We start from the raw sequence: 22,712 nt of genomic DNA on the forward strand, positions 1-22,712 counted from the left end.
TGCGGGCGGGGCTGAGGATGCCTCAGCGGGTGGGGACCGGCTTCTCGCCGCGATAGTCGTAGAAGCCGCGCTGCGTCTTCCGGCCCAGCCAGCCGGCCTCCACATATTTCACCAGCAGCGGGCACGGCCGGTACTTCGAGTCGGCCAGCCCCTCGTGCAGCACCTGCATGATGGCGAGGCAGGTGTCGAGGCCGATGAAATCCGCCAGTTGCAGCGGACCCATGGGATGGTTGGCGCCGAGCTTCATGGCCCGGTCGATGGCGTCCACGGAGCCGACGCCCTCATAGAGCGTATAGATGGCCTCGTTGATCATCGGCAGCAGGATGCGATTGACGATGAAGGCCGGGAAGTCCTCCGCCACCGCATAGGTCTTGTGCAGCTTGGTGACGAAGGCCTTGGCGCTCTCGAAGGTGTCGTCGTCGGTGGCGATGCCGCGCACCAGTTCCACCAGTTCCATCAGCGGCACCGGATTCATGAAATGAATGCCGATGAAGCGCTCGGGGCGGTCGGTGGAGGCGCCGAGGCGGGTGATGGAGATGGACGAGGTGTTGCTGGCCAGCAGGGCGTCCGGGCGCAGCACCTCGCAGACGCCGGCAAAGATCTTGCGCTTGACGTCTTCCTTCTCGGTGGCGGATTCGATCACCAGATCGCATTCCGCCAGCTGCTCGGTGGCCTCGGCGGTGACGATGCGCTTCAGCGCCGCCTGCCGGGCCTCCTCGGTGACGGTGCCCTTGGACACCTGCTTGGCCATGTTGCCATTGATCGTGGCAAGCCCCGAGCGGACCCGTTCCGGGTCCTGGTCGTTCAGCACCACGTCAAAGCCGGCCAGCGCGCACACATGGGCGATCCCGTTGCCCATCTGCCCGGCTCCGATCACTCCGACCTTCTTGATCTCGAGCGGCATGGTGCTGGTGTCTCTCGGCTCTTGTTTGGTGGCGGCGCGGGCGAGGCCCGCGCCAGTCTCAAGGTCAGCCCTTGACCTTGGCGATTTCGGATTTCAGCTCGGGCACGATGGCGAACAGGTCACCCACGAGGCCGTAGTCGGCCACCTGGAAGATCGGCGCCTCCTCGTCCTTGTTGATGGCGACGATCACCTTCGAATCCTTCATGCCGGCGAGATGCTGGATCGCGCCGGAGATGCCGATGGCGACATACAACTCGGGGGCGACGACCTTGCCGGTCTGGCCCACCTGCCAGTCGTTCGGAGCATAGCCCGCGTCCACCGCCGCGCGCGATGCGCCCACGGCAGCGCCAAGCACGTCGGCCAGGGGCTCGATGACCTCGCCGAACTTCTCCTTCGAGCCGACGGCGCGGCCGCCCGACACGATGATCTTAGCGGCGGTCAGCTCGGGACGGTCGGAGACAGCCAGGCTCTCGTCCACGAAGGACGACACGCCGGGATCAGCCTGCGCGCCGACCGCCTCGACGGCGGCCGAGCCGCCGGCGCCGGTGGCGGCGAAGGAGGCGGTGCGCACGGTGATGACCTTCTTGGCATCCGTGCTCTGCACCGTCTGGATCGCGTTGCCGGCGTAGATCGGGCGCTCGAACGTATCGGGCGAGACCACCTTGATGATGTCCGACACCTGCATCACGTCCAGCAGTGCAGCGACGCGCGGCAGCACGTTCTTGGTCATGCTGGTGGAGGGCGCGACGATGGCGTCGTAGCCGCCGGCGAGCGAGACCAGGAGCGCGGCCAGCGGCTCGGCGAGGCGATGCGCATAGAGCGCGTCGTCGGCCAGCAGCACCTTGTCCACGCCCGAGAGGGCGGCGGCGGCCTCGGCCACGGCCTTGGCATCCTGCCCGGCCACCAGCACATGCACCGGCGCGCCGAGCGCCGTGGCGGCGGTCAGCGCCTTGGCGGTGACGCCGTTAAGGGCCTTGTTGTCGTGTTCGGCGAGAAGCAGCGTCGCCATCAGATCACTCCCGCCTCGTCCTTGAGCTTCGCCACCAGTTCGGACACCGAGCCGACCTTCACGCCGGCCTTGCGGCCCGCGGGTTCGGCGGTGGTGAGAACCTTGAGGCGCGGCGCCACGTCGACGCCATAGCCGTCCGGCGACTTCTCGTCGATCGGCTTCTTCTTGGCCTTCATGATGTTGGGCAGGGAGGCATAGCGCGGCTCGTTGAGCCGCAGGTCGGTGGTCACGATGGCCGGCAGCGCCAGGCGCACGGTCTGCGCCCCGCCGTCGATCTCGCGCGTCACCAGCACGGCATCGCCGTCGATCACCACCTTCGAGGCGAACGTGCCCTGGCCCCAGCCGAGCAGCGCCGCCAGCATCTGGCCGGTCTGGTTGGCGTCGTCGTCGATGGCCTGCTTGCCGAGGATCACCAGCCGGGGAGCCTCCTCGGCGATCACCGCCTTGAGGATCTTGGCCACCGCCAGCGGCTCCACCGTGGCATCGGTCTTCACCAGGATGCCGCGGTCCGCGCCCATGGCGAGCGCGGTGCGCAGCGTCTCGGACGCCTGGGCCGGGCCGATGGACACGGCCACCACCTCGGTGGCGATGCCCGCCTCCTTGAGACGCAGCGCTTCTTCCACGGCGATCTCGTCGAACGGATTCATCGACATCTTGACGTGGGAGAGCTCGACACCGGTGCCGTCGGATTTCACCCGTACTTTTACGTTGTAATCGACCACGCGTTTGACGGGTACCAGGACCTTCATCGAGGTAAGCTCCACCTTGATGGCAAGAAGTCGATCCCCGTTGCATTTGCGCGCGAAACCAAGCAGCGCTTGCAACATGGGAAGCCTTGGGGGCGGCACCCTAGGAGTGGCCCGAAACGGTGTCAACGCCGAACGGCGACGCATGAGCGCGCGCCAACAACCCACTGCCATAGCGCTTGGAACCGGGCGCGGAAGGCCCTATATGCCAACAGCGTCAGGGGACCATGCGCCGACAGAGGGAACGGCGGGAATGAAGCATGCGGGCTCGCCTTCTTCCGGGATGCCCCTTCGTCTCGCCTTCATCGGCCCTTGGAATTATTCAAATGGACTGGGTGTCGGCGCGCGCGGCCATATCTCCGCGCTCTGGCACACGGCGCATGGAATCAACCTGCATCCCATCCACCAGCCATTCCATGTGCACGCCCGGCTGCCGGTCTCCAGCGACGTCGCCAGCTTCGAAGGCCCGGCGGACATCGCCATCGTCAGCATCAATCCCGATGGCTGGGACCGGCTCCTCACCGAGGCGCAATGGCAGGTGGTCCGCGGCGCGCGGGCGCGGGTCGGCGCCTTCGTCTGGGAGATGGACACCGCCCCGCTGGAGTGGAAGGGGCTGATGGACACGCTCGATGCCATCTGGACCCCCAGCAGCTTCTGTGCCGCCGCCATCGCCCGTCGCACCGCACGGCCGGTGCATGTCGTCCCCCATGTGGTTCCGGTGACGCCGCCGCCGCTGGTGCGCCCGGCGGACCTCGGCGTGCCCGCCGGCCGGCACACCATCCTGTACGCCTTCGACGGCGCCAGCTTCCTCTCGCGCAAGCGGCCCATGGCCCTGGTGGAGGCGTTCGGCGCCTCCGGGCTCGGCGCGCGCGGTTGGCAGCTGGTGCTGAAGACCAAGAACCTCGAGCACGCGGCCGAGGCCGGGGCGGCGCTGATCGCCGCCACCGACGCGGACCCGGCGATCACGCTGCTGACCATGCCGCTGCGCGAGGACCAGATGTCCGCGCTGGTGGAACGGGCGGCCATCTATGCCTCGCCGCATTGCTCGGAAGGCTTCGGCCTGACCATCGCCGAGGCCATGGCGCGCGGCAAGATCGTGGTGGCGACCGACTACGGCGGCAGCCGCGACTTCCTTGATGCCTCCTGCGGCTTCCCGGTGGCCTGGAAGCAGGTGTCCCTGGCCCGGAACGACGGCCCGTATCCCAAGGGCGGCGTCTGGGCGGAAGTGGACCTCCCGGCCCTCACCACCGCCCTGCTGGACGCCGCGGCCCTGGCGGAGGCGGGCGACGCCAGCCTCGGCGGGCAGGCCCGGCGGCGGATCGCGCAGGACCTGTCGCCCGTCGCCGTCGCCGGCCGGATCGACGCCAGCCTCGCCCAGATCGCCGCCGGCGTCGGGCTGGCCTGATGGGCGTCATCTGGGGAGGCCGCATCCGCCTCATCACCATTTCGCTGCCCTGCCGGAAGCTGCCCGCGCGGATTCCCTCCGGCCCGGGTGACTTCGTGGTGCTGACGACGCCGTTCACCTTCCTGCGCCGCCGCCTGCGGCGGGTGCTGTGGGACGCCACCGTCGCCCGGCCGGACGTGGACCTGTTCTACGGCTTCGACGGCGTGCCCTTCGGCCCGCAGCCGGCGGCCAAGCCCGCCGCGGGCTTCATGCTGCTGGCCGCCTACGATCCGCTCGGTCTGCCGCTGGTGATCCGGGGCGCCGCGCTGGCCGCGCTCGGCGGCCTGCGGCCGGAATTCGGGCTGAGCGCCGCCTATGACATCGGCCTGCGCGCGCTGTCGTGCGGTCTCGTGGCGCAGCAGCTGCCGCTGCACTTCGCCCACATCATGGCCCCCGCCATCGGCCGGGCCGCGGTGCGGCGGGCGGTGCTCGAACGCTGGAACGCGGAGACGGGCGCGCCCTGGCGGATCAGCCCCGGCGCGCGGCCGGGCACCTTGCAGGTGCGCCGCGCCTTCGCCGCGCCGCCGCGGGTGAGCGTCATCGTCCAGCCCGCGCCGGACGGCGCGAACCGCCTCGCGCCGACGCTGGCGGCCCTCGCCCGGGGCGCATGGCCGGCCGAGAGCATCGAGGTGCTGGCGGATTCCCGCCTCGACACCGCCGGCGCCGAAGCCGGGCCGATCCGTTGGCGCACCGTGGACACCGCCGCCGGCGCCTGCGAGGCCGGCCGCCGCAACGCCCTGTGGCAGGCGGCGGAGAGCGAGCTGGTGCTGTTCCTGGACGCCGGCCTGGAACCGGACCGGACGGACTGGATCGACGCGCTGGCCGGGCTCGCCGCCGACCCCACCGTGGGCATGGCCAGCGGACGTGTGCTCGCGGACGGGCGCGACCGTCCGGACGCCGCAGCCGCGCTGTTCGGCTTCAGCCCGCGCACCTGGCCCGAGCAGGGCTACGTGCATCGCGAGTTCGCCGTGCCCATCTCGCCGCTCATCGCCACGCGGCGCAGCAATCTCGAGGCGGTGAACGGCTTCGTTGCGGGGCTTCCCGCGCCCTTCCTGGCGGCGGACGCGGCGCTGCGCATGCGCCTGCTCGGCCTCTCGGTTCTCGCCACGCCGTTCGCCGCGGCGCGCGGGCCCGCCTCCGGCGCCGCACCGGAAACGGATGCCGCCACCTTCCTCGGGCGTTGGAACCAAGTCCGCGACGCCGACCGCCTCAGCTTCCCCGACGCCCCTCTGGCCGGGCCGCGCTGAAGCCGGGTCCGGCTATTTCTCCCGCATCGACCGCGTCACCGCATCCACCAGGGGGCGGGTGAGATAGCTCAGCACGCTGCGCTCGCCGGTGGAGAACACCACCTCGGCCGGCATGCCGGGGCGCAGGCGGGTCTTCATGGCGTCGGGAATGTCGGTGTTGGCCACCGCCACCACCGCCTGGAAATAGGGCTGGCGCGTCGCCTCGTCCATCAGCCGGTCCGGCGACACCGAGCGCAGTTCGCCGAGGATCAGCGGCGTGGTGCGCGAATGGAAGGCGGGGAAGCGCACCTCCACCCCGGTCACGCCGTCATGCAGGCGGTCGATGTCGGTGGGCGGCACCTGGGCATCGACGATCAGCTCGTCATTCTGCGGCACGATCTCCAGCAGTGTGTCGCCCGGCTTGGCCACCGCGCCGATGGTGTAGATCTTCGGGTTGATGTTCTGGACGATGCCGGCGCGCGGGGCGCGGATGTCCACGCGCTTCAGCACGTTCTCCGAAACCGCCAGCTTCTCGCGCACGTCGGAGATCTTCTGGCGGGTTTCCACCATCTGGCTCGCCACGTCCTCCTGCTGCTTCTGCAGCAGTTGCTGGATCTGAAGCTTCATCTCGCCGATGGTGTTCTGCGCCTTCGCCGCATCCGCCGTATTGCGGCCGACGAGGCCCTGGAGGCGCGCCTTCTCGCGCTGAAGTTCGGCGAGGCGCGGCTTGGAGACCAGCCCCTTGTCGCTCAGCGCGCGGATGCCGGCCAGTTCGTCGTCGATATAGAACAGCTGGCTGTCCAGCGCCTCGCGCTCGCGGCGCAGGCCGTCGAGCTCGGTCTCGCCCTGCCGCGCGCGGCTGTTCAGGATGTCGATCTGGCCGTTGAGCGAGGCCTTGCGGTCGCGGAACTGCGCCGCCTGGTCGGCGAGCGCCGCCTTCACCAGCGGCTGGGCGGCGCGGTCCAGCAGGTCCGGCGGGAAGGTGACGCGGTCCGCCTGCGCCCGCTCGGCCTCCAGCCGCGCCTCGTTGGCCAGCAGGGTGTCGAGCTGGCCGCGCAAGGCGGCGTAATTGGACTGCGAGCTGGTCGGGTCGAGCCGGAACAGCAGGTCGCCCGCCTTCACCAATTGGCCGTCCTTCACGTCGATCTCGACGATGATGCCGCCTTCCAGATGCTGCACCACCTGGCGCTTGCTCTCCACCGAGACGACGCCCTGGGCGATCACCGCGCTGTCGATATTGGCCAGCGCCGCCCAGGCGCCGCCAACGCCGAAGGTCAGGAAGATGACGCCGTAGCCGATGGCCGCCACGCGGCGGAAATCACTGCTCACCGCCGGCGCCGCAGCCGAGAAATCGGTGCGCGCCGGGGCCGATGCCGGCACGGGCGGCTGGGGCGCCGCCGCCCGGGCAGGCGGTGGGGACGGGGCCGCGGCGGGTTCGGCGCGCTGGATGTCGTGGGTCTCTGACATGGCGTCCTCCCTCAGGCCTCCGCCGCGGCGGGCGTGACGCCCTGCGGCGCGGCGGCGGGCTGCACCAGGCGCGGCCCGAGCAGCTTGGCGATCACCTCGTCGCGCGGCCCGAAGCCGTGCACGCTGCCCTCGTTCAGCAGCAGCACCAGATCGCACAGGCTGAGATTGTTGGTCTTGTGGGTGATGAGGATCACCGTCCGCCCGGCCTTCTTCAGCGCCTGGACGGCGAGGATCAGCGCCTGCTCGCCGGCGGCGTCCAGGCTGGCGTTGGGCTCGTCCAGCACAATCAGCGCCGGCAGGCCGTAGAGCGCCCGGGCGAGCGCGATGCGCTGGCGCTGGCCGCCGGACAGCGAGGCGCCGTTCTCGCCGATGTCGGTGTTGTAGCCGTGCGGCAGGCGCTGGATCATCTCATGCGTGCCGGCCATCTGCGCCGCCTGCACGATCAGCGCCTCGTCCTTCTCGCCGAAGCGGGCGATGTTGTCGGCGATGCTGCCGGCGAACAGCTCCACGTCCTGCGGCAGGTAGCCGAGATGGCCGCCGAGCTGCTCGGGGTCCCAGTGGCGCAGGTCCGAGCCGTCGAGCCGCACCGCCCCGGCAGTGGCCGGCCAGACCCCGACCAGGATGCGGGCCAGCGAGGACTTGCCCGCCGCGCTCGGGCCGATGATGCCGAGCACAGAGCCCGCCGGCACGGCGAAATTGATGCCGCGCAGCACCGGGAACTCGGTGCCCGGCGCATGGGCGATGAGGTTCTCCACCTGCACCGCGCCCTGCGGCGCGGGCAGCCGCATCCGGCTGCCTTGCGGCGGCAGGCCGCGCAGCAGCTCCTGCACCCGGCCATAGGCCGAGCGCATGTTGACGATGGCCTTCCAGTTGCCGATGGCCATCTCGATCGGCTGGATGCAGCGGCCGACGATGATCGAGGCGGCGATCATCATGCCGGGGGTGATCTCGCGATTGATGGCGAGATAGGCGCCGAGCCCGAGGATCAGGCTCTGCATGAACATGCGGTTGAAGCGGGTGGCGGCCATCAGCGCGCCGCCCCGGTCGGAGGCGACCGCGTGCCAGCCGAGTGCGTCGCCATGGCTGGCGATCCAGCGGCGGCGCAGGTTCGGCACCATGCCCATGGCCTGGAGCACCTCGGCATTGCGGAAGGTGGTGGTGGCCTGGTTGGCGGCGGCGATATTGGCCTTGGTGGCCTGATCCAGCAGCTTGCGGGTGGCCCGGTCGTTGGCGACCGCGAGGCCGCCGGAGATGACGCAGCTCAGCACCGCCAGCAGCCCGTACCAGGGGCTCAGCAGGGTGGCGAACAGGATGTAGATCGGCACCCAGGGCAGGTCGCACAGCGAGATCAGCCCGCCGCCGGAGAAGAATTCGCGCACCGTGTCGGTGTCGCGCAGGGCCTGCACATGAGAGGCCGACGCCTTGCGCAGCGAGGCGCGCTGCACGGCGTCGAACACATGGTCGTTCACTTCCTCGTCGAACTTCAGCCCGGCCCGCACCAGCAGGCGCGAGCGCAGGGATTCCAGCCAGGCGCACACCGCGTAGAGGATGGCGATGAGGATGGTCAGCACCACCAGCGTGGCGATGTTCCGGCTGCTCAGCACGCGGTCGTAGACCTGCATCATGTAGAGCGGCCCGGTGAGGCCAAGGATATTGATGAACAGGCTGAAGACCACCGCCGTCACGAGGGCCGGGCGCGCCGCCCGCACCGCCGCATTCAGGGCGGTGTCCACCTTCGCGCCAGGCATCCGCTGGCGCATCTGCGCGAATGACATGAATCCACCCACCCTGCCATTCCTCGGCCAGCAGTTACCATCGCACCCTTGTTTGGCTCGCGCAAAGGGAGGAATGGCCCGATCTGAACGGGAAACGATGATTTCCCTCCTTAGGCGGAAAGCCCCCGCCCCGCCACGCCGGCTCTTTCGTTCGGCCCGAAAACTCTTCTAAATGGACCGGCTGGACGTGGTCACCGCCCCGGCTGACGCAGATGGGGGACGCATGACGAGCGCGGTCTGGGCTGTGGTGGCTGAAAACGAAACCGGCGGGGGGGACAAGGACCAGCCCCTGCGCGACGACATCCGGCTGCTGGGCCGGATCCTGGGCGACACGGTGCGCGAGCAGGAGGGGGACGCGATCTACGATCTGGTGGAGACCATCCGCCAGACCTCGATCCGCTTCCACCGCGACGCCGACGAGGCGGCGCGCCAGGAGCTGAACACGCTGCTGAACGGCATGGAGCCGGAGGTGGCGGTGCAGATCATCCGCGCCTTCAGCTATTTCTCCCACCTCGCCAATATCGCCGAGGACCAGCACCACAGCCGGCGCAACCGCGCCCATGCCGTCGCCGGCTCGGCGCCGCGCCCGGGCACGCTGGCCAACGCCCTCGCCCGGGCCGAGAAGGCGGGCATCGACGCGCCCGCCCTGCGCGCCTTCTTCTCGCAGGCTTTGGTGAGCCCCGTGCTCACCGCCCACCCCACCGAGGTGCGCCGCAAGAGCACGCTGAACCGGGAGATGGAGATCGTCGGCCTGCTCGACCTGAAGGAGCGGGTGCAGGCGACGCCGGAGGAGGCGAAGGCCCAGGACGAGAGCCTGCGCCGCGCGGTGCTGACGCTCTGGCAGACCGCCCTGCTGCGCAAGGTGAAGCTCACCGTGCTCGACGAGGTGTCGAACGGCCTGTCCTATTACGACTACACCTTCCTCGCGGAGGTGCCGCGCCTGCTCTGCGCCATCGAGGACCACCTGGAGGAGCTGGACGGCGCCGAGGCCGAGGCGGGCGAGGTCCCGCCCTTCCTGCGCATCGGCAGCTGGATCGGCGGCGACCGCGACGGCAACCCCTTCGTCACCGCCGACGTGCTGGGCGAGACCGTGCGCCGGCACCGCGACCGCGCCATGGCCTTCTACGAGGACCAGGTCGGCCAGCTCATCACCGAATTGTCCCTCGCCAAGCGCCTCGTCGCCGTCTCGGACGAACTGGCGGGCCTCGCCGAGCGCTCCGGCGACCGGGCGCTGGAGCATCGCGACGAGCCCTACCGCCTCGCCCTCGTGGGTATCCTCGGCCGGCTGAAGGCCACGGCGGCGGCCCAGCACGCGGCCGACACCGCCGCGAGCGACCTGCCGGCGGACGGCGCCAGCCTGCCCTATCCCGGCCCGGCGGATTTCCGCGCCGACCTCGACATCGTGCATCGCTCGCTGATGCAGAACGGCTCGAAGATCCTGGCGCGCGGCCGGCTCAGGCAGATGCGCCGGGCGGTGGACTGCTTCGGCTTCCACCTCGCCAGCCTGGACCTGCGGCAGAATTCCGACGTCCACGAGCGCACCGTGGCCGACCTGCTGGAGCAGGCCGCCCCCGGCACCGCCTATCGGGAGCGCGACGAGGACGGCCGCATCGCCCTGCTGCGGGCGGAACTGGCCAATCCCCGCCCCCTCGCCTCGCCGTTCCTCGCCTATGCGGAGGAAACGGGCTCGGAACTCGCCATCCTGCGCACCGCCGCCGCGGCCCACGCCCGGCTCGGCGCGGCGGTCATCCCCAATGCCATCATCTCCAAGACCGAGGGCGTCTCGGACCTGCTGGAGGTGGCGCTGCTGCTCAAGGAGGCCGGCCTCGTCACCGCCCACGGCACGAGCGCGGTGCACATCATCCCGCTGTTCGAGACCATCCCCGATTTGCAGAACTGCGCCGAGGTGATGGACCGCCTGCTGTCGCTGCCGGAATATCGCGCGCTGGTGGACAGCCGGGGCGGCGTGCAGGAGGTGATGCTCGGCTATTCCGACAGCAACAAGGACGGCGGCTTCGTCTCCTCCGGCTGGGAGCTGTACAAGGCCGAGATCGGTCTGATCGCGGTGTTCGCCCGCCACAAGGTGAAGCTGCGCCTGTTCCACGGCCGCGGCGGCTCGGTGGGCCGGGGCGGCGGGCCGAGCTACGAGGCCATCCTCGCCCAGCCGGCCGGCGCCGTGAACGGCCAGATCCGCATCACCGAGCAGGGCGAGATCATCTCGTCGAAATACTCCACCCCCGAGAACGGCCGGCGGAACCTGGAGATCCTGGTCTCCGCGACGCTGGAGGCCACCTTGCTGGACGCCGAGCAGGCGAGCCCCCGGCCGGAGTTCCTCGCCGCCATGGAGGACCTGTCGAAGACAGCCTATGCGGCCTATCGCGCCCTGGTCTACGAGACCCCCGGCTTCGAGGATTATTTCTGGTCGTCCACCGTCATCAGCGAGATCGCCACGCTGAACATCGGCTCGCGGCCGGCCTCGCGCAACAAGACGCGCTCCATCGAGGCGCTGCGCGCCATCCCCTGGGTGTTCTCCTGGGCGCAATGCCGGGTGATGCTGCCGGGCTGGTACGGCTTCGGCGCCGCCGTCGCCGCCTTCGTGGAGGCCCGGCCCTCGGACGGCATCGCCTTCCTCCAGTCCATGTACCGGGACTGGCCGTTCTTCCGCACGCTGTTGTCCAACATGGACATGGTGCTGGCCAAGAGCAGCCTGGCGGTGGCCTCGCGCTATGCCGAGCTGGTGCCGGACGAGGAGCTGCGCGCCCGCATCTTCAGCCGCATCTCGTCGGAATATCAGAGCTCCATCACCAGCCTGCTGGCGATCATGGGGCAGAAGAAGCTGCTGGAGGCCAACCCGCTGCTCGACCGCTCGATCCGCAACCGCTTCCCCTATCTCGATCCGCTCAACCACGTGCAGGTCGAACTGCTCAAGGCGCACCGGCGCGAGGCGGCGAGCGACCATGTGCTGCACGGCATCCAGCTCACCATCAACGGCATCTCCGCCGGCCTCAGGAACAGCGGCTGATGCGCGCGGATGACAGACACACGACGGCGGGGCGGTCGCGAACCTTGCCACACCCCCCCTGATCGCTTAAGACCCACGGACGAGGCCCCGGAACCAAAGCCGGGGCTTTCCTGTGTTCGCACGGCCCCTTGAGGCCGCGGCCCTTCGGGGCCGATAGCTGGAAGGACCCCACACCGTGGCCAACGTGGTCGTGGTCGGCTCGCAATGGGGCGACGAAGGTAAAGGCAAGATCGTCGACTGGCTCTCGGAGCAGGCCGACGTCGTGGTTCGCTTCCAGGGCGGGCATAACGCCGGCCATACGCTGGTGGTGAACGGCGTCACCTACAAGCTCTCCCTGCTGCCCTCGGGCGTGGTGCGCCCGGGCAAGCTCTCGATGATCGGCAACGGCGTGGTCCTCGACCCGCAGGCGCTGGTGGACGAGCTGGCGCGGCTGGAGAGCCAGGGCGTGCACGTGGGCCCCGAGCGCCTGCGCATCGCCGAGACGACGCCGCTCATCCTGGCGCTGCACCGGGAGCTGGACGCGCTGCGCGAGGGCACCAATTCGGGCACCCGGATCGGCACCACCAAGCGCGGCATCGGCCCGGCCTACGAGGACAAGGTTGGCCGCCGCGCCATCCGCCTCGTCGACCTGGTGGACGCCGAGGCGCTGCCGGCCAAGGTGGAGCGCCTGCTCTCCCATCATAATCTCATCCGCCGCGGCCTCGGCATGCCCGAGGTGGTGACCAGCGAACTGGTCGCCGACCTGCTGGCGCTCGCCCCCAAGGTCCTGCCCTTCATGGACCGGGTGTGGGAGCTGCTCGACAAGGCGCGCAAGGACGGCAAGAAGATCCTGTTCGAGGGCGCGCAGGGCGCGCTGCTCGACATCGACCACGGCACCTATCCTTATGTGACCTCGTCCAACACCGTCGCCTCCTCGGCGGCGAGCGGCTCGGGTGTCGGCCCCGGCGCTCTGGACTATGTGCTCGGCATCACCAAGGCCTACACCACCCGCGTCGGCGAAGGCCCCTTCCCCACCGAGCTGACCGACGAGATCGGCAAGACGCTGGGCACCAAGGGCCGCGAGTTCGGCGTGGTGACCGGCCGTCCGCGCCGCTGCGGCTGGTTCGACGCGGTGCTGGTGCGCCAGACCGTGCGCACCTGCGGCATCCACGGCATCGCGCTGACCAAGCTCGACGTGCTGGACGGCTTCGAAGAACTGAAGGTCTGCGTCGGCTACCGGCTCGACGGCAAGGAGATCGACTATCTCCCGGCCGAGAGCGGCGCGCAGGCGCGGGCCGAGCCCATCTACGAGACCATTCCCGGCTGGAAGGAATCCACCGCGGGCGCCCGCTCGTGGGCGGACCTGCCGGCGGAAGCGGTCAAGTATGTGCGCTGGGTGGAGGAACTGATCGGCTGCCCGGTGGCGGTGCTGTCCACCAGCCCCGAGCGGGACGACACCATCCTGGTCCACAATCCCTTCCAGGCTTAACCATAGTTTCGTGTTTTAAGGCAAAGCTCCCGCCCAATGGCTGATTACTACCCGCTCCTGGTCCGCGCGATCTCCGGCCTGCCGCAGAATAATGCGGAGGCTCGGAAGGTGGTGTTCGACCGGGCGCGGGCGGCCCTCCTGAAGCAGCTGCGCAGCGTCGATCCGCCTCTGCCGGAAGGCGAGATCGGCCGCGAGCGCATGTCGCTCGAAGACGCCATCCGCCGCATCGAGGCGGACCATGCCGACACCGCCCCAGCGGCGGAGGCGCCCGCCGCCCCGCCGCTGCCCCCGGCCCGGCCGAAGCCCCGGCCCGAGGCGGCCCCGCACGCCCCGCTCAATCCCCGCCGCGAGGAAGCCCCCGGCGCCCCGGCGGACGGCGCCCGCCCCACCGGCCGGCCGGCCTTCTCCCGCGCCGCCCCGCCGCCCGCCGCCTCTGAAGAGCCGACGGCCGAGGCGGATGAAACCGACAGCCCCGACGCGACCGGGACCGACGCCACGGTGGCCGGCGACCGCCGCCCGCGCATCGGCCGGGCCACCGTACGCAGCCGCAGCGCCGCCCGCGCGCCGCAGGAGACCGGCGGCAGCGGCCGGCGCATCGCCGTGTTCATCGTGCTGGCGGTGCTGGTGCTCGGCGCCATCGCCGGCGCGGTGCTCAAGCGCGACGCCATCGCGTCCCTGTTCGGCTCCGGCGCGCCGCAGACCGCCGCCACCCAGCCGACCCCGGCGGCGCCCGCCGCGCCCGACCAGCCCAAGAACGGCGACCGCGTGGCCCAGGCCGCCCGCGACGGCAGCCGCCCGGCCGCTCAGCCCACCTCGCCGCGCGCCGGCGCCTCGGTGACCCAGAAGGCGATCCTGTTCGAGGAAAGCCCCGGCAACGCCCAGCAGGTGCAGCAGTTCGAAGGCACGGTGACCTGGAAGACCGAGACGGTCGCCGGCGGCCCCGGCCTGCCGCCGGACATCGGCATCCGCGCCGACATCCAGATCCCCGAGCGGCGCATCAGCGTCGGCTTCACGATCCGGCGGAACCTCGACCAGACGCTGCCGGCCTCGCACACCATCGAGATCACCTTCAACCTGCCGCCCGACTTCCCCTATGGCGGCGTCAGCAACGTGCCGGTGGTGCGGGTGAAGCAGACGGAGAGCGCCCAGGGCGCGCCTCTGGCCGGCCTGTCGGTGAAGGTGAGCCCGACCTATTTCCTGGTGGGCCTCTCGGCCGTGCCGGCGGATCGCCAGCGCAATCTGCAGCTGCTGCAGACCCGGCCGTGGATCGACATCCCGATCGTCTACACCAACAACAAGCGGGCGATCCTCGCCTTCGAGAAGGGACCGGCGGGCACCCAGGCGTTCCAGGACGCCTTTTCCGCCTGGGGCGAGCTGTATCAGGGCGGCGCCGACAACGGCGGCTGAGGTCCCTGGCGGACCACCCCTCCGCATGACGGGGGGCACGACCTATCCCCCCGCCTGACAGGTCCCCTCTCCCGCTTGCGGGGGAGGGATAGGGTGGGGGCACGGTGCGCCGTCGCCACCCATCGCCCGACCGGATTTTCCGCATAGTCCGCGCTTCGCGCGGCCCCCACCCAAACCCTCCCCCGCAGGCGGGAGAGGGCTTTGCCGCGTACCCCGCTCAGTCCTCGCCCTGTGATTCGGCCAGGATGGCTTTCAGCCGGTAGAGCGCCTCCAGGGCGGCGCGCGGCGTCATGGCGTCGGGATCAAGCGCCTCCAGCGCCATCAGCGCCGGCTCGGCCGGATGCGGGCCGGCCAGGGCGGGCAGCGCCGCCGGGCGCGCGGCGGCGGCGAACAGCGGCAGCTCGTCCAGCAGGCGCTGCGCCGGGGAGACCCGCTCGGCCGCCTCCAGCTCCGCCAGCACCGCCTTGGCACGCGCGATCACCGCCTTGGGCAGGCCCGCGAGCTTGGCCACCTGGATGCCGTAGGAGCGGTCCGCCGCGCCCGGCACCACCTCGTGCAGGAACACCACGTCCCCCTGCCATTCGGTCACCTTCACGGTGGCGTTGGCGAGGCGCGCGCAGCGCTGGGTCAGCGCCGTCAGCTCATGGAAATGGGTGGCGAACAGCGCCCGGCAGCGGTTCACCTCGTGCAGGTGCTCAAGGCTCGCCCAGGCGATGGACATGCCGTCGAAGGTGGAGGTGCCGCGGCCGATCTCGTCGAGAATCACCAGCGAGCGGCGCGTCGCCTGGTTCAGGATGGCCGCCGTCTCCACCATCTCCACCATGAAGGTGGAACGCCCGCGCGCCAGGTCGTCCGCCGCACCGACGCGGGAGAACAATCGGTCCACCACGCCGAGCCGCGCCGACCGCGCCGGCACGAAGGCGCCCGCCTGGGCCAGCACCGCGATCAGCGCGTTCTGGCGCAGGAAGGTGGACTTGCCGGCCATGTTCGGGCCGGTGACCAGCCAGATGCGCGCGTCCGTCTCGGTCTCCGGCGGGGAGAGGTCGCAGTCATTGGCGACGAACGGCCCGCCGCCGCGCGCCAAGGCCTGCTCCACCACCGGATGGCGGCCGCCGGCAATGGCGAAGTCCACGCCCTCGGTCATCTCCGGGCGCACATGGCGCTCGTCCACCGCGAGGCGGGCGAGGGCGGAGAGCACGTCCAGCTCGGCCAGCGCCTCGGCGGCCTCGCGGATCGGCCGGGCGGCCTCCACCACCGCATTGGCCAGCCGGTCGAAGATCGACTGCTCCAGCGCCAGCGCCCGCTCGCCGGCGCTGGCGATGCGGCTCTCCAGGTCGCCCAGCTCCACCGAGGTGAAGCGCACCGCCCCGGCCATGGTCTGGCGGTGGACGAAGGTGGCGCTGAACGGCGGCTCGCGCAGCCGGTCGGCATTCTGCGCCGTCACCTCGACGAAATAGCCCAGCACCGCATTGTGCCGGATCTTCAGCGAGCGGACGCCGGTCTCCTCCACATAGCGCCGCTCCAAAGCGGCGACCACGCGGCGGCTCTCGTCGCGCAGCGCGCGGGTGGCATCGAGGTCGAGGTCGTAGCCCTGCCGCACGAAGCCGCCGTCGCGGCGGTTGTGCGGCAGCTCGTCGGCGAGCGCGGCGGTCAGTTCCTCCGCCAGCCACGGCTCCACCGCCGCCAGCAGCCGGGCGCAGCGGGCCAAGTCGCGCGGCGGCTCGGTGGTGAAGGCGGAGGAGATGGCGAGCCCCTCCTTCAGCCCCGCCGCGATGGCGCCGAGGTCGCGCGGGCTGCCGCGCCCGAGCGCGAGGCGCGACAGGGAGCGGGCGAGGTCCGGGGCGGCGGCGAGGCGGCGGCGCAAGGTCTCGCGCAGGTCCGCCTCCTCCATCAGGAAGCCCACCGCATCGTGCCGGGCGCGGATGGCGGCGATGTCGGTCAGCGGCTCGGCGAGCCGCCGGGCCAGCAGGCGCGCGCCCGCCGCCGTCACGGTGCGGTCCACGGCGGCCAGCAGCGAGCCCTTGCGCTCGCCGGACGTGGTGCGGACCAGCTCCAGATTGGTGCGCGTGCCGGCGTCGATCTGCATGGCGCCGCCGTCCGCATCGCGCTGCGGCGGGGCGAGCGCGGGCCGGGCGCCCAATTGGGTGCGCTCGATATAAGCGACGATGGCGGCGGCGGCGATCAGCTCCGGCCGGGTGAAGCTGCCGAAGGCGTCCGAGGTGGCGACGCCGAAGAAGGCGGCGAGGCGCTTTTCCGCCTGCGGCCCGTCGAAGCTCTGCCGGGGCAGCGGCGTCACCGGCACGGCGAGGTCGCGCCAGAACGCGCGCAACGCCTCGTCGTCATAGACCGCGTCGGACACCAGGATCTCGGCCGGATCGATGCGGGCGAGGTCGCCGCCCAGCGTCTCCTCGCTGCTGGCGGCGACGCGGAAGGCGCCGGTGGAGACGTCGGTGAAGGCCAGCGCGTAATCGTGCGCCCCCTCCCCCGCCGCGCGGGTGCGGGCCACCGCCAGCAGCACGTTCTCGCGCTTGGCGTCGAGCAGCGACTCCTCGGTCAGCGTGCCGGGGGTGACGAGGCGGGTCACGTCCCGCTTCACCACGCTCTTCGAGCCGCGCTTCTTGGCCTCGGCGGGGTCCTCCAGCTGGTCGCAGACCGCGACCCGGAAGCCGAGCGCGATGAGCTTGTGGAGATATTCCTCCGCCCGCACCAAGGGCACGCCGCACATGGGGATGTCCTCGCCCAGGTGCTTACCGCGCTTGGTCAAAACGATGCCCAGCGCCTGCGAGGCGGCCTCCGCATCCTCGAAGAACAATTCGTAGAAATCGCCCATGCGGTAGAACAGCAGGCTGCCCGGATTGGCCGCCTTGATCTCCACATATTGCGCCATCATCGGCGAGACGCGGCTGGCGTCCTTCTCCGCTTTGTCGGCGCGGGGGGCATCGGCCTCCGGCGCCCCGGCGCGCGGTTCGGCTTCTTCGGCCGCGTCGGCTTCGGCGCGGGCGGGCAAGGCGGTATCGTCCATCATGGGTCGCAGGCTAAGCCCGGAAGGGGCGAGAGGGAATCGATCCTGGCGCGCAATCCCCCGCTCCGCGCCAGCATGTCCGGCGCGTCAGCTCTCCACGCCGAGGCGGCGGCAGAGCTGGTCGAGCTGGTCGAGGTCGGTGTAGCGGATGCGCAATTCGCCCGCCTCGCCCTTGCCCTGGAGCGTCACCACCAGCCCCAGCGTGTCGGTGAGCAGCTTCTCCAGCGCCCGCGTGTCGGCATCCTTCGCCGGCGCCGCCGCAGCGACTGGCGCCTTGCCGGTCAGGGCCTGCTTGGTCTTGGTCAGCGCCTCCACGTCGCGCACGGACAGGCGCTTCTCCACCACCGCCCGCACCAGCCGCTCGGGATCGTCATGGGCGAGCAGCGCGCGGGCGTGGCCGGCGGTGAGGCGCCCGTCGGCCAGATAGGCCTTCACGCTCTCCGGCAGCTTCAGCAGGCGCAGCGTATTGGCGATGTGCGGCCGGCTCTTGCCGATCACCTTGGCGAGGTCGGCTTGCGAATAGTCGAACTGCGCCATCAGCGCCTCGTAGCCCATGGCCTCTTCCAGCGCGTTGAGGTCCGAGCGCTGGACGTTCTCGATGATGGCGATCTCCAGCGCCTCGCGGTCGGAGAGCTCGATCACCACCACCGGCACCTCGTGCAGGCTGGCGCGCTGGGCGGCCCGCCAGCGGCGCTCGCCGGCGACGATCTCGTAGGACTGCGATCCTAGAGGCCGCACCACGATGGGCTGGATGATGCCCTTCTCGCGGATCGAGGCGGCCAGTTCCTCCAGCCCCTCCTCCACGAAGGTGCGGCGCGGGTTGCGGGCGCTGGCGCGCACCTGCTCGATGGGCAGCTTGCGCACGCCGCCGCGCGCGGCCGCCGCGCGGGCGGGCGCGGCGGTCTCGGCCGGATCCTCGCCCATGTCGCCGATCAGGGCCGCGAGCCCGCGTCCCAGACGCGAGCGACCTTCTTCCGCCATCTGCTAGTCGTCCCTTGAGAGAGTTAGGCCGCCGCGCGGGCGGCGCGCTCGCGCTGGATCACTTCGGAGGCGAGCCGCAGATAGGCCTGCGAGCCCGCGCATTTCAGGTCGTAGAGCAGCACCGGCTTGCCGTAGGACGGCGCCTCCGACACCCGCACGTTGCGCGGGATCACCGTCTCATAGACCTTCTCGCCCATGAACTGCCGCACGTCCTGCACCACCTGGTCGGACAGATTGTTGCGGGCATCGTACATGGTCAGCACGATGCCGTGGATGGCAAGGCCGGGGTTCAGCCCGGTGCGCACCTGCTCCACCGTCTTCAGGAGCTGCGACAGGCCCTCCAGCGCGAAGAACTCGCATTGCAGCGGCACCACGATGGCATGGGCCGCCGCCATGGCGTTGACCGTGATCAGCGACAGCGACGGCGGGCAGTCGATCAGCACATAGCTGAAGCGCGGCCCCGCGTCGTCCTCGGCCAGCGCCTTGACCGCGTTGCGCAGGCGGAAGGCGCGGTCGCGCTCGCTGGCGATCTCCAGCTCCAGGCCGGACAGGTCCAGGGTGGAGGGCGCCACATAGAGCTGCGGCACGCCGGTCTCGTGGATCGCCTCGCGCAGGGAGGCTTCCCCGGTGAGCACGTCATAGGTGGAGAGCTTGCGCGCCCGGCGGTCGATGCCGAGGCCGGTGGAGGCATTGCCCTGCGGGTCGAGGTCGATGACCAGCACGGTCTCGCCGATGGCGGCGAGCGCGGTGCCCAGATTGATGGCCGTTGTGGTCTTGCCCACCCCGCCCTTCTGGTTGGCGAGCGCCAGGATGCGCGGCGTCACGCCGCCGGTGAGCGGAGCAATGGCGAAAGGATCGGTCATGGGGCATTCCCCTTCACGGTCCGCCCACGGGCGGGTGCCGCGGGCGTTGCGGATGGTTCGCCACCGGGAGGCGAGCCGGCGGCAGGGGCCGCCCGCTCCGCCGAGATGATCGCCAGGATGCGTCCTTGGGGATCACCGAGGCTGCGGTGGAGGTTGAGGTCGAGTGTCCAGCCTTTGCGGGCGTCGGTCAATTCGCGCTCCCAGTCGCGGCCCTTGGGAAACAGGCCCAGGGCGCCGGCGGCGAGGAAGGGCGCGGCGAGGTCCAGGAGCTTGGGCAAGGGGGCGAGCGCGCGGGCGGAGACCACCTGCGTCCCCGGCGCAAGCCGCTGCGCCGCCTGCTCGATCCGCTCCGGCACGATCCGCGTCGGCAGGCCGGCGGCGCGGCTGGCCTCGCGCAGAAAGGCGGCCTTGCGGGTGTCGCTCTCCACCAATGTCACCTGCGCGCCCGGCCGCTCGGCCAGCACGGCGGCGACCACGAGGCCGGGAAATCCGCCGCCGGACCCGAGGTCCACCCAGCGCGACACATCGGGCGGAACATGGTCAACGAGCTGCAGGGAATCCGCGATATGGCGGCTCCACAGCTCCGGCAGCGTGTTCGGCGCGACGAGATTAATCTTTTTCTGCCAGCGGATTAGCTGCTCGGCGAGGAGGTCGAGCCGGGCCAATGTTTCACGTGAAACGGTGGCTGCGACCGCCGCGCGGCCTGTGTCGTTCGACATGAAGTTCCCCGGCTTTGACACGCGATTCCCCTGCCGTTGGACCACACTTCCCCACTTGCGACACCGTGTCGGAGGCCCGCTGCGACAAAGGGCGGTGCCGTCCCCAATATTCACACGCCAGGGGCCGCCACAGGAGGCGCGCGATGCGCGACAGGCTTATTGTGCAGTGCAGCATCCGCCAACACGCCCAGGTGCTGAGCCGGCTCCGGGTTTTCCGCCGGATGCGACCGGCCCGGTGTTCAAGACGACCTGCCCCGCGCCCCTTCTTAAAACCGGATTCGCGTCGCGGGGGGAGTCCCAATCGCGCGCACCCGCCCCGCCGCCCTGGATGGGGAGCGCCTCCCGCCGCTGCGCGGCGCCCCCACCCTGCCCTCCCCCGCTCCGCGGGAGAGGGTGAAATCGGCACCGTCGCCGTTGAAAAAAAGCCGCCCCGTTCGGCATCTGGCCTGCGCTCGCCCCACGCGCGCCGGAACTCCCTCTCCCGCTTGCGGGGGAGGGTCGGGGTGGGGGGCGCGAAGCGCGGTCCGTGCCTCCGAGGCACGTCCCCTCCCCTCACCCCGCCTTCGCCGCCCCCTGCCGCCGGGCATAGGTGACCAGCAGAGCGAGCGCCGCCGGCGTCATGCCCTCCATGCGCCCCGCCTGGCCGATGGTGCGCGGGCGCACGCGGGCGAGCTTCACCTTCAGCTCGTTGGACAGGCCCGGCAGCCCCTCATAGGCGAGGCTCTCCGGCAGCACGAGGTCCTCGTCGCGCCGCAGCGTGGCGATGTCCGCCGCCTGCCGGTCCAGATAGACCGCGTATTTGGCGTCGATCTCCAGCTGCGCGGCGACGGACGGGGCGAGCGCGCCGAACTCCGGCCAGATGCCGGCCAGCTGCTCCAGCGTGATGTCCGGATAGGCGAGCAGATCGAAGGCGGTGCGGCGCTGGCCGTCCCTGTTCAGCGCCAGCCCGTATTTCGCCGCCTCGTTGGGGGTGAGGCTCACCGCCCGTGCCCGGTCGCGCGCCGCGTCCAGCGCGTCCATGCGTTCGCCGAACACCCGCGCCCGCTCCGCCCCCACCAACCCCAGCTCAAGCCCCCGCCGCGTGAGGCGCTGGTCGGCATTGTCGGCGCGCAGCGTCAGGCGGTATTCGGCCCGCGAGGTGAACATGCGGTAGGGCTCGCTCACCCCCCGCGTCACGAGATCGTCCACCATCACGCCGAGATAGCCCTCGGCGCGGTCGATCACCGCCCCCTCGGTGCCGGCCGCCCGGCGCGCGGCATTCAGCCCGGCGAGCAGGCCCTGCGCGGCCGCCTCCTCATAGCCGGTGGTGCCGTTGATCTGGCCGGCGAGGAACAGGCCGGGCGCGCGCCTGGCCTCCAGCGTCGGCTCCAGCTCGCGCGGGTCCACATGGTCATATTCGATGGCATAGCCCGGCCGCGCCATCACCACCTTCTCCAGCCCCGGAATGGTGGCGAGCACGAGCCGCTGCACCTCCTCCGGCAGCGAGGTGGAAATGCCGTTGGGATACACGGTCGGGTCGTCCAGCCCCTCCGGCTCCAGGAAGATCTGGTGGCCGTCGCGATCGCCGAAGCGCACCACCTTGTCCTCGATGGAGGGGCAATAGCGCGGCCCGGTGCTCTCGATGCGGCCGGAATACATGGCCGAGCGGCCAAGGTTGGCGCGCACCACGTCATGGGTCGCCTGGGTGGTGCGGGTGATGCCGCAGGCCACCTGCGGATTGGGCAGGCGGGTGGTGAGCGCCGAGAACGGCTCGGGGTCGTCGTCGCCCGGCTGCATCTCCAGGCTCGCCCAGTCGATGGTGCGGCCGTCGAGGCGCGGCGGCGTGCCGGTCTTCAGCCGGCCGAGCGCGAGGCCGAGCCGGGCCAGCGTGCCGGAGAGGCCCAGCGCCGGCTCCTCGCCGATGCGCCCGGCGGGGATCTGCACCTCGCCCATGTGGATCAGGCCGTTGAGGAAGGTGCCGGTGGTCAGCACCACGGCGCCGCAGGCAAAGCTGCGCCCGTCCTTCAGCACCAGGCCGGTGACGCGGCCCTCAGTGAGGATGAGGTCGTCCGCCTCCCCTTCCACGAGGACGAGATTGTCCTGTTCGGCGAGCGCCGCCTGCATGGCGCGGGCATAGAGCTTGCGGTCGGCCTGGGCGCGCGGGCCGCGCACGGCCGGGCCCTTACGGCGGTTGAGCAGGCGGAACTGGATGCCGCCCTGGTCCGCCACCCGGCCCATCAGCCCGTCCAGCGCATCGATCTCGCGTACCAGATGGCCCTTGCCCAGCCCGCCGATGGCCGGATTGCAGGACATGGCGCCGATGGTGTCGGCCCGGTGGGTGACGAGCGCGGTGCGCGCGCCGCAGCGCGCGGCGGCCGCCGCCGCCTCGCAGCCCGCGTGCCCGCCGCCCACCACCATCACGTCGAAGCTCTGTGTCATCTGTCGTATCATCCGCCCGCGCGCAGGCCGGTGCGGCTCTGCGGGGTGAAAAGCCGGGACGCGGGCACGGGCGGCAACGGCCCACCCGCCCCGGCGGTCGCCGCCTAGCGAACGGCAGTTTCGCGAGGCGGTCAAGGCGCGCGTGGCATGGCCGGGATGTTTCACGTGAAACATCGGGCGGCCCGTGCCGGGGCCTGGGCCAGACGCCGCCCCCCTCGCCCGTCTCGCGCCGCCCGTCCTG

15 protein-coding genes are annotated in these 22,712 nt (G+C 71.0%); 5 read left to right on the forward strand and 10 right to left on the reverse strand.

From position 1 onward, the window contains the following. Positions 1-22: 22 nt before the first annotated feature. The 3 genes from YU1_RS0126920 to YU1_RS0126930 all read right to left on the reverse strand — a co-directional run bounded on the left by YU1_RS0126920 (position 23) and on the right by YU1_RS0126930 (position 2,662). On the reverse strand, positions 23-904 hold the full coding sequence (locus YU1_RS0126920; protein WP_029006661.1) for a 3-hydroxybutyryl-CoA dehydrogenase: 882 nt from the start codon (positions 902-904) through the stop codon (positions 23-25). A gap of 64 nt (positions 905-968) precedes the next feature. Then, positions 969-1,913 carry an electron transfer flavoprotein subunit alpha/FixB family protein gene (locus YU1_RS0126925; protein ID WP_029006662.1) on the reverse strand — a complete coding sequence of 315 codons (945 nt, stop codon included), beginning with the start codon at positions 1,911-1,913 and terminating at the stop codon, positions 969-971. Next, positions 1,913-2,662: an electron transfer flavoprotein subunit beta/FixA family protein gene (locus YU1_RS0126930; protein WP_029006663.1), complete on the reverse strand. Its 750-nt coding sequence runs from the start codon at positions 2,660-2,662 to the stop codon at positions 1,913-1,915. The genes YU1_RS0126925 and YU1_RS0126930 overlap by 1 nt, the downstream gene beginning before the upstream one ends. Positions 2,663-2,942: 280 nt before the next feature. Here YU1_RS0126930 and YU1_RS0126935 point away from each other — a divergent pair, with 280 nt between their 5' ends. Beyond that, positions 2,943-4,064, forward strand: a complete 1,122-nt coding sequence (locus tag YU1_RS0126935) for a glycosyltransferase (protein ID WP_029006664.1) — start codon at positions 2,943-2,945, stop codon at positions 4,062-4,064. Further along, positions 4,064-5,350, forward strand: a complete 1,287-nt coding sequence (locus tag YU1_RS0126940) for a glycosyltransferase family 2 protein (RefSeq protein WP_029006665.1) — start codon at positions 4,064-4,066, stop codon at positions 5,348-5,350. The genes YU1_RS0126935 and YU1_RS0126940 overlap by 1 nt, the downstream gene beginning before the upstream one ends. Positions 5,351-5,362: 12 nt before the next feature. Here YU1_RS0126940 and YU1_RS0126945 read toward each other — a convergent pair whose 3' ends face one another. Together YU1_RS0126945 and YU1_RS0126950 are read right to left on the reverse strand one after the other, a co-directional pair. Next, the gene (locus YU1_RS0126945) at positions 5,363-6,796 is read right to left on the reverse strand and encodes an HlyD family type I secretion periplasmic adaptor subunit (protein ID WP_051357459.1); all 1,434 of its coding nucleotides are present in this window, start codon (positions 6,794-6,796) and stop codon (positions 5,363-5,365) included. 11 nt (positions 6,797-6,807) lie between these two features. Beyond that, positions 6,808-8,571, reverse strand: coding sequence for a type I secretion system permease/ATPase (locus tag YU1_RS0126950; protein ID WP_245263470.1), 1,764 nt, complete (start codon positions 8,569-8,571; stop codon positions 6,808-6,810). Positions 8,572-8,794: 223 nt separating this feature from the next. On the opposite strand from YU1_RS0126950, the gene ppc reads away from it, so the two are divergent. From ppc to YU1_RS0126965, 3 genes are all read left to right on the forward strand, one after another. Beyond that, positions 8,795-11,593, forward strand: a complete 2,799-nt coding sequence (gene ppc / locus YU1_RS0126955) for a phosphoenolpyruvate carboxylase (RefSeq protein WP_029006668.1) — start codon at positions 8,795-8,797, stop codon at positions 11,591-11,593. 175 nt (positions 11,594-11,768) lie between these two features. Further along, positions 11,769-13,061 carry an adenylosuccinate synthase gene (locus YU1_RS0126960; protein ID WP_029006669.1) on the forward strand — a complete coding sequence of 431 codons (1,293 nt, stop codon included), beginning with the start codon at positions 11,769-11,771 and terminating at the stop codon, positions 13,059-13,061. Between the two features lie 36 nt (positions 13,062-13,097). Beyond that, complete coding sequence (locus tag YU1_RS0126965; RefSeq protein ID WP_029006670.1) at positions 13,098-14,468, forward strand: hypothetical protein; 1,371 nt, start codon at positions 13,098-13,100, stop codon at positions 14,466-14,468. Between the two features lie 217 nt (positions 14,469-14,685). Here the strand turns inward: YU1_RS0126965 and mutS are convergent, their stop codons facing one another. From mutS to mnmG, 5 genes are all read right to left on the reverse strand, one after another. Next, the gene (gene mutS, locus YU1_RS0126970; protein ID WP_029006671.1) at positions 14,686-17,493 is read right to left on the reverse strand and encodes a DNA mismatch repair protein MutS; all 2,808 of its coding nucleotides are present in this window, start codon (positions 17,491-17,493) and stop codon (positions 14,686-14,688) included. Positions 17,494-17,577: 84 nt separating this feature from the next. After that, positions 17,578-18,471 carry a ParB/RepB/Spo0J family partition protein gene (locus YU1_RS0126975; RefSeq protein ID WP_029006672.1) on the reverse strand — a complete coding sequence of 298 codons (894 nt, stop codon included), beginning with the start codon at positions 18,469-18,471 and terminating at the stop codon, positions 17,578-17,580. 23 nt (positions 18,472-18,494) lie between these two features. Further along, the gene (locus tag YU1_RS0126980; protein WP_035716833.1) at positions 18,495-19,334 is read right to left on the reverse strand and encodes a ParA family protein; all 840 of its coding nucleotides are present in this window, start codon (positions 19,332-19,334) and stop codon (positions 18,495-18,497) included. Further along, positions 19,331-20,053: a 16S rRNA (guanine(527)-N(7))-methyltransferase RsmG gene (gene rsmG, locus YU1_RS31625; RefSeq protein WP_051357461.1), complete on the reverse strand. Its 723-nt coding sequence runs from the start codon at positions 20,051-20,053 to the stop codon at positions 19,331-19,333. Before rsmG ends, YU1_RS0126980 begins: the two co-directional genes overlap by 4 nt. Positions 20,054-20,605: 552 nt before the next feature. Further along, positions 20,606-22,471, reverse strand: coding sequence for a tRNA uridine-5-carboxymethylaminomethyl(34) synthesis enzyme MnmG (mnmG, locus tag YU1_RS0126990; RefSeq protein WP_029006674.1), 1,866 nt, complete (start codon positions 22,469-22,471; stop codon positions 20,606-20,608). Positions 22,472-22,712 lie beyond the last annotated feature (241 nt).

The sequence above is a fragment of the Azorhizobium doebereinerae UFLA1-100 genome, from assembly GCF_000473085.1.
Taxonomy (GTDB): domain Bacteria; phylum Pseudomonadota; class Alphaproteobacteria; order Rhizobiales; family Xanthobacteraceae; genus Azorhizobium; species Azorhizobium doebereinerae.